Source organism: Methanocaldococcus lauensis (assembly GCF_902827225.1).
Classification (GTDB): domain Archaea; phylum AGJL01; class Methanococci; order Methanococcales; family Methanocaldococcaceae; genus Methanocaldococcus; species Methanocaldococcus lauensis.
This window is the reverse complement of record NZ_LR792632.1, coordinates 1,190,650-1,202,352: the sequence shown is the minus strand read 5'-3', so window position 1 is coordinate 1,202,352 and position 11,703 is coordinate 1,190,650. Positions and strand designations below refer to the sequence as shown.

Sequence of the window (11,703 nt, the reverse complement as noted above, 5' to 3'; positions counted from 1 at the left end):
CTTATTTTATAAATTCTGACAGTATTTTTGGAATATCAGATATTCTCCTTGCCACATAAGCCCCTGCCTCTTCTAATGCCTTCATTTTACTTTTAGCAGTACCCTTTCCTTTTTCAATTATTGCCCCTGCATGCCCCATTCTTTTACCTTCTGGAGCAGACTGTCCTGCAATATATCCTACGACAGGTTTTTTCATCTTTTTTATAAACTTACTTGCCTCTTCTTCAGCACCTCCTCCAATTTCTCCAATTAATACAACAGCCTCAGTTTCATCATCCTCTTCAAATAACTCTAAAACTTCTTTATATCTTAACCCAGTTATTGGATCTCCACCAATTCCTACACACGTTGATACTCCTAAACCTGCCTTTTTTATTTGATGTGCAATCTCATAAGTTAAAGTTCCACTTCTTGAAACTATTCCAATATTACCAACATTTAACACTTCCATTGGTATAATTCCAAGTTTTCCTACTTTTGGAGAGGCTATTCCTGGGGTATTAGGACCAATAATTTTAACTCCTAAATCTTCTGCATAATTTACGAATTCCATTGTATCCTGAATAGGAATATGCTCAGTTATAACGACAATTAAATCCAATCCTGCATCTATTGCTTCAAAAACAGCATCCTTAGCAAATGGTGCTGGAACAAAAATTACCGATGCATTAGCATCTGTTTCTTTAACTGCCTCTTTAACAGTATCAAAAACTGGAACTCCATGAACATTCATTCCTCCCTTTCCTGGGGTAACTCCACCAACAATTTTTGTTCCACATTCTAACATTTTTTTTGTATGAAAACTTCCCTGTTTTCCAGTTATTCCTTGAACTATTGCTCTTGTATTTTCGTCTAATAAAATCATAATTTACACCTTTAATAAGTTATATAAGTTTTAACATATAAACAATAAAAAAGTAAAATCTAATATATAAAAGGTATGATTACGAAATTTTTTCCACAGACAAAATAAAAATAGAAACCATATAAAATACTATAAAAACAGAATTAATATATATTTAAATAATATATATTTAAATTTTTATTTTTAATGAAAATTCATCATTACATTTAAAACCCATAAACCGTAAAGTTTAAATACTCCCTTATAACTTTTTATATGTGTCGTTAATGAGGGGGTGTGGTGTAGCCAGGTCTATCATCGGGGACTCCAGATGCCTATAGGGCACTGGACTATAGCAGGAGAAATCCCTGGACCTGGGTTCAAATCCCAGCACCCCCACCATTTTTTAAGAAATTAATTAATTTGTTTTTATTTTTAAAATATTAATCAATAAATTTAGATATATTTGTGAATATAAATTCGATAGGTGTCGAAATTGGAAGAACTTGAAATTATCTTACAAAATATTAATACATTAAAAAAATTTTATATTGAAGACGAATGGAAACAAAAAATGAATTTATTAATAGATAAAATAATAAATGCAAAAAAAATTTTTGTATTTGGCGTAGGAAGAAGTGGATATGTAGGAAGATCTTTTGCTATGAGATTGATGCATCTTGGCTTTAACTCTTATTTTGTTGGAGATACAACAACGCCATCTTACGAAAAGGATGATTTATTAATTTTAATAACAGGTAGTGGAAAGACAGAGAGTGTTTTGATTGTAGCCAAGAGGGCTAAAAAGATAAATAATAATATTGTTGCTATTGTTTGTGAGTGTGGCTCTATAATGGAGTTTGTAGATATAACTATCCAATTACCAATTAAAAAATCAAATTACTTACCAATGGGAACAGCATTTGAAGAAATGGTATTAATATTCTTAGATTTAGTTATTGCCGAAATTATGAAAAAATTAAACTTAGATGAAAGCGAAATAATAAAGAGACATTGTAATCTATTATAAGATATAAGTATATATATCATCATTACGGACTATTTTTAATGTTAATATTTTGTGAGTAGGTGAAAATATGAAATTTGGATGGATTAGAGTTACAGGAGATAATTGGGAAGATAAGAAAGAAATTGTAAAAATGGCTTTAGAGTCATCAATTCCCGTAGTTGTTGCTGAACCAGAAGATATTGAAAAAATTAAAGAATTGGGAAATATTAAAGTCGCCTCACATTCTTTGGATGCTGATATTGTCTTAGTAAATAAAAATGACAACATAGAATTTTTAAAAGAGGCAAAAAATTTAGGTAAAGAAACTGCGATATACATTCCTATAGAGTCAAAAGAAGATGAAGAATTTGCTTCAGAAGTAGCAAGGTTTGGCTTTGTTGATAATATTATATTAGAGGGTAGAGATTGGACTATAATTCCATTAGAGAACTTAATAGCAGATTTATTTAATAGAGATGTAAAGATTATTGCAAGTGTTGATTCAGTTGATGAGGCAAAAGTTGCCTATGAAATTTTAGAAAAAGGGACTGATGGAGTTCTTTTAAACCCAAAAAACTTAGAGGATATAAAAGAGTTGTCAAAATTAATTGAGGAAATGAATAAAGAGAAGGTAAAATTAGATGTAGCAACAATAACAAATGTAGAGCCAATAGGTAGTGGAGATAGGGTTTGTATAGACACTTGCTCCTTAATGAACATTGGGGAGGGAATGTTAATTGGTTCATATTCAAGAGGATTATTTTTAGTTCATTCTGAGACTGTAGAGAATCCTTATGTATCTACAAGACCTTTCAGAGTTAATGCAGGGCCTGTTCATGCCTATATATTATGCCCAGGAAATAAAACAAAATATTTAAGTGAATTAAAAGCAGGAGATAAGGTTTTAATAGTAGATAAGGATGGAAACGCGAGAGAGGCAATAGTTGGCAGAGTTAAAATTGAAAGAAGACCTTTAGTGTTAATTGAAGCAGAGTATAAAGGAGATATAATTAGAACAATATTACAAAACGCTGAAACCATAAGATTGGTTAATGAAAAAGGAGAACCAGTCTCTGTTGTTGATTTAAAACCAGGAGACAAAGTTTTAATAAGACCAGATGAATATGCGAGACATTTTGGAATGGCTATAAAGGAAACAATAATTGAAAAGTGAATATCAAAAACTATTTTTAAATTTTAAATATAATCTTTTAGTTCTTATATTGTAATTTTGATTTTTATTTTATATAAATTTATTTTAAAATTTCAATCTTCTATTTTGGTGAAAGTATGGAAATAAAAATAGGAAAAGTTGAGAAAAAATTAACACAAATTATTGAAGAAGAAGGGGCAGTTTATTTAACTTTATTAGACCCAGAAGAGGAAAATATTGAAGAAATATCAGAAAAAATTAAGGATTATGCAGATGCTATAATGGTTGGAGGTAGTATTGGAATAATTGATTTAGATGAGAAAGTGAAAACTATAAAAAAGATAACTAAACTTCCTATAATTTTATTTCCTGGGAATGTAGATGGATTATCAAAATATGCTGATGCTGTTTTTTACATGAGCTTAATGAATTCAACAAATACTTACTGGGTTGTAACTGCTCCAACTTTAGGGGCGATAACAATTTTAAAATACAAGTTAGAGCCAATCCCTATGGCTTATCTCTGTATAGAGCCAGCAAGAAAAACAGCTGTTGGTTACATTGGGGAAATTAGAGAAATCCCACAGAATAAACCAAATATTACAGCCATGTATTGTTTATCAGCAAAGTTCTTTGGAATGAGATGGGCATACTTAGAGGCGGGTAGTGGGGCAGAGTATCCAGTGAATAATGAAACAATTGCTTTATCAAAAAAACTATCTAATATCAATATAATAGTTGGTGGAGGAATTAGAAAGCCAGAAATTGCTTATGAAAAAGTTTTAGCAGGAGCTGATGCGATAGTTACTGGTAATCTGTTGGAGAAAAATCCTAATGCTGTTGAGATGATGTATGACGCAATAAAAAGGGCAGGAAAAGAAAAATTAAAAAATAAGGTTAAATAAAAATAATAAGATTAGCGTTTATTCTTCTTTTTAACAACAAAGCCAATATAGGAGGCAAAATGCTTTAAAAAGCTTTTATAAATAAACATATCCAATGGAGAGTTTGTAATATTTGCTCCAAAGGTATATAATATTTCAAAACCTTCTTTTTTTAGGAGTTCCTCAATTTCTTTAATGCTATAAAATCTTGTTTTTACTTTTATTTTTTCTCCATCAACTACTTTTATTATAGTCCCTTTTCTTTTCTTTAATGATTTTCTTATTTTTTTAAAGTTACCTTTTATAATATTCTTTAATATCCATTTTATATCATAGATATTTGCCACAGTAAAAATAAAAACTCCATCATCTTTTAAAACTCTTCTAACTTCTTTAAAAACTTTCTTTATATTACAATGATTTAAAGCTCCAAAAAATGATATAACCTTATCAAAACTCCTATTTTTAAAGGGTATAAATTCAGCATTTGCTACAACAACAGGTTTATTAGTTTTTTTATTTGCTATTTTAGCCATTTCTATTGATATATCTAAACCAATTGCTTTATTTAAAATTTTTAACTGTTCCCCAGTTCCACAACCAATGTCTAAAACAAAATCATTATCCTTAATTTCTTTTTTTATAATCTCCTTTTCCACAATTCTCATATACTTGTTTTTATATAATTTATCATAGTTTTTTGCCAATTTATCATAGTAATCTTTAATTCCCATAAATACCACGAAGTGATAATATGATTACAGTTGCCACTGCTGAATGCTTTACCCATGCAAATATTGGTTTAACCATACACAAAGCTTCATCTGGCTATGAAAATTTTAAATATAAATATTTATTTTCTGATGAAGATTTAAGATTAATAAAAAATGTTAAAGTTTTAGTATCTATGTTTGTTCCATCAATATATGGGGCTGAGAAATTGTTAGATGTAAAACTTCCAGAGCCAGATTATAATTATAAATATGCAAAGGCATACAGCGAAGAGAAAGATTTAGAAGTGGCAAAGTTAATGGCTAACAGTTTAAAGAAAAAATTAAATGCCAATATAGGTATTGGAACTACTGCTGGAATTGGAAGAGGGGCTATTTGTATAGTTACAGATTATAATATATATTTATTTACATCTGATGTTTATGCAAACTTATTAACTTTTGAAAATGTTAAAGAAAGGCAAAAAAGTGGAATAGAAAAGGGTATTAAAAAATTTTTAGAAATCTTAAAAAAAGAATATTTTTAATTTTTGCCTTTATATTGAGTTATATAGTATTTTAATATCCCAGCATTCAAAAACCATGTGTTTATAATATCAGCAATTAAGGCTAAAATTAAAACTGTAGCAATGTTTGATAAAATCTCAGCAACTGGAATAAAAAGTTTTACAACTATCAATAAAACAGTCATAGCACTGATTGTAGTTAAAGTCATAGTCAATCCAGTTTTCATAGCATCTTTTACAACCTCATCAAACTCTTTTGATAATCTTTTTAACACTCTCGTAGTTAGTAATATGTTTGAATCTACACTATAACCAATAACCATTAATAAAGCCGCTATAGTTGCTGATGATATCTCTATTTTAAATAAGCTCATTCCACCCAATGCCATAATTAAATCTGAAATTGCGGAGAGTATTATAACTCCACTCGCCACTGGATTTCTAAATGCAACATAAACAGCTATAGCCATAAATATAAAAGCAAATAAAATTGCCTTAAAACCTTCTTCAAAGAATTTGGAACTTAATATAGCTCCAACAGTTTTTTCAGAATAATTTAATTCATCTAAACTATCAACGTGGAAAAATTCTTTAATTTTTTCTTTGGCTATATCTACTTTATCCTCGCTTACTCTAATAACAATGTAATATCCATCTGCAGATTTTAATTTTTTTACTTCTGCTATTCCATCGAGTGATTCTTTTAGAGGGGATATATCAATATCTTTATCTACTTTAATTGTTATTTCAGTTCCACCTGTAATGTCTATACTTTTGGGAATACCTTCATAAAAGATTAAAAATATTGACGAAATTAAAAGTATTATTGGAATTGCAATAGATACCCTATAATCTTTTATGAACATAAGTCTCAACCTCTATTTATTGTTGCTGATACAAACCTTAAACTTAAATTTTTTGAATGTGTAATATTAGTAAATTTTATTAATGAATAAAGTTTATTTTATTATAATATTTTATATACTAAGGTGGTGACTATTAAGACAAAACTTATTATGTCTTTATTTTTATTACTTTTGCTTGTAGATGTATCTTTAGGATATGTAATTAAAGAGACAAATATTGAATGTATTGTTAATCCCGATAATACTATAAATGAAACAATAACACTGTTGATTTATAATGATAAAGATGAAAATCTTAGTAGTATTACATTTACAATTCCACAGAATGTTAAAAATTATACCATATACTCACCAAATGGCATTAAAGGTTATTCAATACTATATGAAGAGGGAGCTACCACATTTGGTTTAGAGTTTGATAAACCAGTTCCGCCAAGAAAATATACTAATATTACATTTAATCTCTTAGTTTCAGATGCCGTATGGATAAAAAATGATATATACCAACTTATAATGAGTTTTCCAATATCTTCAAAGAATGCTACAATAGAAGTTATCCTACCACCAGGAGCTGTAATATCGTCATATCAAGGAAATTTATTTGTGACCCCATCAGGTTATAAGATAACAACTGACGGAAAACATCAGATAATTGTTTGGAATCTCAACTTAAATAAAGAGATAACATTTACTATTGCAGTTAAATATACCTTTGTAAAATTTCCTACTCAAAATATTATAGAAACTAACAATATACTAACCAATAGTAACCTAAAATATACTTTAATATTACTAATGTTGAGTATTTTAATATTTGGGGGCTTATTTATTAGAGAAAATAGGTCTAAGAAAAAAATTTTGGAAAAAAATATCAGTATAATAAATGAGTTGGAAAAATTAAAAAAATTATTGAAAAATAAAGATGAAGAAATCTTAAAATTAAATAATATGATTAATGAATTAAAAGAAGAATTAAATAGGGCTAATAGAAACATATTAAGTAAAGATGAAATTATTAGTGTTTTAAATGATAAGGTTTCAGAGTATAAAAGTGAGTTAGACAAACTTATCAACGAAAATCAAAAATATCTGGAAGAGATTAATTACTTAAATGAACTTGTGAAAAAATTGAAAAATGAAAATAAAAAATTGAAAGAAAAGGTAGAAGAATTAAATAAGGTTGTAGAAGAATATCAAAATCTAAAAAAAGGAGTTTTATGGGATTTTTTAACTGAGGATGAGAAAATAATAATTGACTTAATAAAAAAATATGGACATATTACACAAAAAGAGTTAGTAGAAATTACTAAAATGAGTAAGCCTAAAGTTTCAAGAATTGTATCTGAATTAGAAGATAGAAAAATAATAAAAAAAGAAAAAATAGGAAGAATTAATAAATTAACACTTACAGAAGAGAGTAAAAAATTACTATAAAAACTTATTGGGGAGATTATGAGAATTTTAATCTCAGTTTGTGGGGAAGGTTTTGGTCATACAACCAGATGTTTGGCTATTGGGGAGAGTTTAAAAGATAGTTATGAAATTGCATACATTGCCTATGGTAAAAGTAAAGATTTCATAGAAAAATACAATTTTAAAGTTTTTGAAACTTTTCCAGAGATAAAACTTAAAGGAAAAGATGGAAAATTTGACATAACTTCAACAATATTCAATAAAGAATATAGTCCAAAAAAAGCAATTAAAAAAGAATATGAAATTATAAAGGAATACAACCCAGATTTAATAATCTCTGATTGTAAGTATAGCACAGTTGTTGCAGCAAAACTTTTAAAAAAGCCTGTTATTTGCATAAGTAATCAAAATTATACCAAATATAAATTAAAGACAGATTTAATAGTTTATCCTACAATGAAGGCATTAAATATGATAAATAGAAGATGTGAAAAATTTATAGTTCCTGATTTTCCTCCACCATATACTGTATGTGAATACAACTTAAAGATTTTAAAAAATATGGAATTTATTGGACCTTTAATAAGATACGATGTTGAAGATGGAAATGAGGATTATATACTTAGCGTTATTGGAGGATTTGAGTATAGATACAAAATACTTGAAGAACTTGGAAAAATTGCTTTAAAAAATGATTTCAATGTTAAACTTGTTTGTGGTAGTTACACTGTTGCTAAAAAGTTAAAGGATGACTTAAATTTGCCATCTTACAATTATAAAAATATAGAGATAATTCCTATAACAACAAATATGAAAGATTTAATAAAAAATTCTGAACTTGTTATATCTCACGGAGGACATTCAACAATTATGGAATCTTTATCTTTTGGAAAACCATTAATAGTTATTCCTGATTTAGATCATCCAGAGCAATGTAACAATGCTAAAAAAGTTCATGAACTATGCTGTGGAATCTCTTTATCATATAAAGAATTGTATAGATTGGAAGAGGCAATTTTTGATATAAGAGATATTAAAGTTTATAAAAGAAATGCCTTAAAAATGAAAGAGTTAGCAAAAAAATACAATGGTAAAAAAAATATTAAAAAAATAATAGATGAGATATTAGAAAATAAATCTAAAATAAACAAATACTATTTAACTGATAAAATATCTCACAAAATAATTACAAAATTAAAGTGGAAATTTCCTATAAGATAAAGTTTAACTAAATTAGGTGGTCATTGTGATTACTGTCTTATCTGGTGGAACTGGAACTCCAAAACTATTACAGGGTTTAAAAAGAGTTGTTGATAATGAGAAATTATCTGTTATTGTTAATACTGGTGAAGATACTTGGATAGGAGATCTATATTTATCTCCAGATGTTGATACCGTTCTATATACACTTGCTGATTTAATTAACGAAGATACTTGGTATGGAGTTAAAGGAGATACATTTTATACTCACGAACAACTTAAAAATTTGGGATTTGATGAAGTTTTAAAAATTGGGGACAAAGATAGGGCATTAAAAATGCACAAAAGTTATTATTTAAGAAGAGGTTATAAACTCTCTGAAATCGTTGAGATGGAAAGAGAGGCGTTAAAAATTAAAGCAAAAGTTATTCCTATGACAGACGATAGAGTTGAGACAAAAATTTTGGCCAATGTTGATGGTAAGATTGACTTATTAAAATTTCACGACTTTTGGGTTAAGAGAAAGGGAGATGTTAATGTCTTAGATGTTATTTATGAAAATTGTCTATATGCCAAACCTTGCGAAAAATCTTTAGAATCTTTGGAAAAAAGTGACCTTGTTATTATTGGTCCCTCTAATCCAATAACATCCATAGGACCTATTTTAAGTTTAAAGGGAATTAGAGAAATATTGAAAGATAAAAAAGTTGTCGTTGTCTCTCCTATTGTTGGAAATTTTGCTGTCTCTGGACCTGCAGGAAAGTTGATGAAGGTTAAAGGTTATGAAGTGTCAATTAGAGGAGTTTATGAATTTTATAAGGATATAGTAGATATATTAGTTGTAGATAAAACTGATAAAGAGTTAGCTAAAGAACTACCTTGTGAAGTTTTAATAACAAATACAATTATGAAAACATTAGAGGACAAAGTTAGATTAGCAAAAAATATTATAGAGTTTAGTGGAAATCTATGAAACCCGTTGCTTTAATAACAACAAAGCCTGGATTTGAGCCAAAATTAAAGGAAGAATTAGAGAAATTACCAATAAAAAAGAAAATATCTTGGACACCATTTAGAGGGATATTAATAGCTTATTCTAATAATCCTTACGAATTTTTAAATTATATTAAAGAAAATAAAGACAATTTAAAATTTTTACTTAGGTTAATTCCTTTAGAACTAAAATGCCAAACAGATATCGAGGAAATAAAAAAGAATGTATCTTTATTAATAAATGAAAAGAAAGAATATATAAAAGGCAAATCCTTCGTGGTTAGATGTAATAGAAGAGGACAGCATAATTTTACAAGCGAAGAGTTGGAAAAAATTATTGGAAAGTATATATTAGACAATTTTAAAAATTTAAATTTAAAAGTTAATTTAAAAGATTGGGATTTTAAAGTGAATATTGAAATTTTACAAGATAAAACCTATATATCTATTTTTAATAATGATTTTAATGAATTCGTTATTAAAGAAAATATAGAGAGATTAAAAAAATTAAAAAGATATAATGAACGACCATTAAATAGGTCAGAAAGAAAGATTTTAGAGTTAATGAAAATATATCCAGATATTTTTGAAAATTTAAATTGTGTCGTTGATATTGGCTCATCTCCTGGAGGATGGGTCAAGGTTTTATCGAAAAAGGCTAAAATAGTTTATGCAATTGATCCTGGAGATTTAAAAGTAAATGCTAAAAACATAGTTCATATAAAAAAGAAAGCTGAATATGTAGATTTTAAAAAAGAAATTGATAAAGAAATTGATTTAATTACCAATGACACTAACTTATATCCAGAGGAATCTATATTACTTACTTTAAAATTTGCAAAATACTTAAAAAAAGATAAATATATAATTCATACATTAAAGGCAAGAAAATATAGAACAATTAAAGAAGATTTAGAAAAAGTTATAAGTATTTTAAATAAACATAATAATATAAAAATATATAAAATAATTAATCTAAAGGCAAATACTAAAAACGAACTCACTATAATTCTTAAAAAAACTTAAGAGAAAAATATATATACTCCTATTATAAAAACTAAAAATGTAAAAGCCTAAAAAGAGATTAATGGGAGAGCTACCAGTAGCACCATTTGAAAGAATATTGAAGAAGGCAGGAGCAGAGAGAGTAAGTAGAGCTATTGCTAAATGTATGAGAAGGTTGCTAAAGAGTTTGGCTCGGATATCAAGTTGACTCTAAGTTAGTATGTGGTAACTTTACAGTAATATTATAATTATATTACACCTTTTTATTTTTTGTGGATATTAATCCAAATATTTAAATATATTATGAAATAATTAGTAGAAGGTAGAAATAAAAAGTTTGGTAAGATTAATTTTATATACCAAGTATGTTTTGTTTTTATTAGCAAAAATACTCATTATATACTTTTGGTGATATGATGAGGATAGTTTTTGATTTGGGTGGTTCAGTTATAATGCCAAAGGAAGGAGCGAATGCTAAAAAGATTAAAGAATATGCAGATGTTTTTAAAAAGATAAAAGATGAAGGGCATGAAATAGCGATAGTTGTTGGAGGAGGAAAGACAGCAAGAGAATATATAAGTATAGCAAGAGAACTTAAAGCTAATAATAGTTTTTGCGATGAAATTGGAATAATGGCTACGAGAATGAACGCAATGATTTTAATTTCAGCATTAGGAGACTATAGTATAAAAAAAGTTCCAACATCTTTTGAAGAGGCAGAATTAATTTTAAGTTTAGGAAAGATTCCAGTTATGGGTGGAACTCATCCGGGTCATACTACTGATGCTGTTTCTGCCTCATTGGCAGAGTTTATAAACGCTGATCTATTAGTTATAGGAACAAATGTAGATGGTGTCTATAATAAAGATCCTAACAAATATAAAGATGCAAAAAAATTTGATAAAATTTCTGCAAAACAACTCGTTGATTTAGCTTTATCATTTTCATTAGAGGCAGGATCATCATCAGTTATTGATTTATTAGCGGCTAAAATTATTGAAAGAGCTAAATTAAAAGTAGTGGTTGTTAAAGGAACACCTGAAGAACTTTTAAATGTTAGTAAAGGAATAATAAATGGTACAATAATAGAGGGATAATT

Annotated in this window: 12 protein-coding genes, 1 tRNA gene and 1 pseudogene; 11 read left to right on the top strand and 3 right to left on the bottom strand. The window is 27.6% G+C overall.

Annotated elements, in window-relative coordinates:
• Position 1: 1 nt before the first annotated feature.
• Positions 2-865 (bottom strand): succinate--CoA ligase subunit alpha, encoded by an 864-nt coding sequence (sucD, locus tag KMP69_RS06385; RefSeq protein ID WP_214399622.1) that lies wholly within the window; start codon positions 863-865, stop codon positions 2-4.
• Positions 866-1,135: 270 nt separating this feature from the next.
• On the opposite strand from sucD, the gene KMP69_RS06380 reads away from it, so the two are divergent.
• From KMP69_RS06380 to KMP69_RS06365, 4 genes are all read left to right on the top strand, one after another.
• Positions 1,136-1,246 (top strand) — tRNA-Trp (locus KMP69_RS06380).
• Positions 1,247-1,340: 94 nt separating this feature from the next.
• Entirely contained in the window at positions 1,341-1,874 is a 534-nt protein-coding gene (gene hxlB / locus KMP69_RS06375) for a 6-phospho-3-hexuloisomerase (RefSeq protein ID WP_214399621.1), read from the top strand.
• Between the two features lie 67 nt (positions 1,875-1,941).
• Positions 1,942-3,027 carry a 3-dehydroquinate synthase II gene (locus tag KMP69_RS06370; RefSeq protein WP_214399620.1) on the top strand — a complete coding sequence of 362 codons (1,086 nt, stop codon included), beginning with the start codon at positions 1,942-1,944 and terminating at the stop codon, positions 3,025-3,027.
• Between the two features lie 116 nt (positions 3,028-3,143).
• A complete protein-coding gene (locus tag KMP69_RS06365; protein ID WP_214399619.1) occupies positions 3,144-3,911 on the top strand; it encodes a geranylgeranylglyceryl/heptaprenylglyceryl phosphate synthase in 768 nt (255 codons plus the stop codon).
• Between the two features lie 11 nt (positions 3,912-3,922).
• Here the strand turns inward: KMP69_RS06365 and KMP69_RS06360 are convergent, their stop codons facing one another.
• The gene (locus KMP69_RS06360) at positions 3,923-4,624 is read right to left on the bottom strand and encodes a class I SAM-dependent methyltransferase (RefSeq protein WP_214399618.1); all 702 of its coding nucleotides are present in this window, start codon (positions 4,622-4,624) and stop codon (positions 3,923-3,925) included.
• Between the two features lie 20 nt (positions 4,625-4,644).
• On the opposite strand from KMP69_RS06360, the gene KMP69_RS06355 reads away from it, so the two are divergent.
• Positions 4,645-5,148 carry a UPF0254 family protein gene (locus KMP69_RS06355; protein WP_214399617.1) on the top strand — a complete coding sequence of 168 codons (504 nt, stop codon included), beginning with the start codon at positions 4,645-4,647 and terminating at the stop codon, positions 5,146-5,148.
• Here the strand turns inward: KMP69_RS06355 and KMP69_RS06350 are convergent.
• A complete protein-coding gene (locus KMP69_RS06350) occupies positions 5,145-5,993 on the bottom strand; it encodes a protein translocase subunit SecF (RefSeq protein ID WP_214399616.1) in 849 nt (282 codons plus the stop codon). The genes KMP69_RS06355 and KMP69_RS06350 overlap by 4 nt on opposite strands.
• A 171-nt stretch (positions 5,994-6,164) precedes the next feature.
• Between KMP69_RS06350 and KMP69_RS06345 the strand changes: the two genes are divergently transcribed.
• The 6 genes and pseudogenes from KMP69_RS06345 to pyrH all read left to right on the top strand — a co-directional run bounded on the left by KMP69_RS06345 (position 6,165) and on the right by pyrH (position 11,701).
• A complete protein-coding gene (locus tag KMP69_RS06345) occupies positions 6,165-7,427 on the top strand; it encodes a helix-turn-helix transcriptional regulator (RefSeq protein WP_250543590.1) in 1,263 nt (420 codons plus the stop codon).
• An 18-nt stretch (positions 7,428-7,445) separates the two neighbouring features.
• Positions 7,446-8,627: an MJ1255/VC2487 family glycosyltransferase gene (locus KMP69_RS06340; protein ID WP_214399614.1), complete on the top strand. Its 1,182-nt coding sequence runs from the start codon at positions 7,446-7,448 to the stop codon at positions 8,625-8,627.
• A 16-nt stretch (positions 8,628-8,643) separates the two neighbouring features.
• Positions 8,644-9,579 (top strand): 2-phospho-L-lactate transferase, encoded by a 936-nt coding sequence (gene cofD / locus KMP69_RS06335; protein ID WP_214399613.1) that lies wholly within the window; start codon positions 8,644-8,646, stop codon positions 9,577-9,579.
• Positions 9,576-10,625 (top strand): THUMP domain-containing protein, encoded by a 1,050-nt coding sequence (locus KMP69_RS06330; protein ID WP_214399612.1) that lies wholly within the window; start codon positions 9,576-9,578, stop codon positions 10,623-10,625. The genes cofD and KMP69_RS06330 overlap by 4 nt, the downstream gene beginning before the upstream one ends.
• A 61-nt stretch (positions 10,626-10,686) precedes the next feature.
• Positions 10,687-10,797 (top strand): annotated as a pseudogene (locus tag KMP69_RS06325) (histone-like protein); the annotation flags it as partial.
• A 223-nt stretch (positions 10,798-11,020) separates the two neighbouring features.
• Positions 11,021-11,701: a UMP kinase gene (gene pyrH / locus KMP69_RS06320; RefSeq protein ID WP_214399611.1), complete on the top strand. Its 681-nt coding sequence runs from the start codon at positions 11,021-11,023 to the stop codon at positions 11,699-11,701.
• Positions 11,702-11,703: the final 2 nt, after the last annotated feature.

What these genes read in the sequence shown, in the direction of transcription:
- sucD (WP_214399622.1), bottom strand. Translation starts at nt 865, where the DNA reads ATGATTTTATTAGACGAAAATACAAGAGCAATAGTTCAAGGAATAACT.
- KMP69_RS06370 (WP_214399620.1), top strand. Translation starts at nt 1,942, where the DNA reads ATGAAATTTGGATGGATTAGAGTTACAGGAGATAATTGGGAAGATAAG.
- KMP69_RS06365 (WP_214399619.1), top strand. Translation starts at nt 3,144, where the DNA reads ATGGAAATAAAAATAGGAAAAGTTGAGAAAAAATTAACACAAATTATT.
- KMP69_RS06360 (WP_214399618.1), bottom strand. Translation starts at nt 4,624, where the DNA reads ATGGGAATTAAAGATTACTATGATAAATTGGCAAAAAACTATGATAAA.
- KMP69_RS06355 (WP_214399617.1), top strand. Translation starts at nt 4,645, where the DNA reads ATGATTACAGTTGCCACTGCTGAATGCTTTACCCATGCAAATATTGGT.
- KMP69_RS06350 (WP_214399616.1), bottom strand. Translation starts at nt 5,993, where the DNA reads ATGTTCATAAAAGATTATAGGGTATCTATTGCAATTCCAATAATACTT.
- KMP69_RS06340 (WP_214399614.1), top strand. Translation starts at nt 7,446, where the DNA reads ATGAGAATTTTAATCTCAGTTTGTGGGGAAGGTTTTGGTCATACAACC.
- KMP69_RS06330 (WP_214399612.1), top strand. Translation starts at nt 9,576, where the DNA reads ATGAAACCCGTTGCTTTAATAACAACAAAGCCTGGATTTGAGCCAAAA.
- pyrH (WP_214399611.1), top strand. Translation starts at nt 11,021, where the DNA reads ATGAGGATAGTTTTTGATTTGGGTGGTTCAGTTATAATGCCAAAGGAA.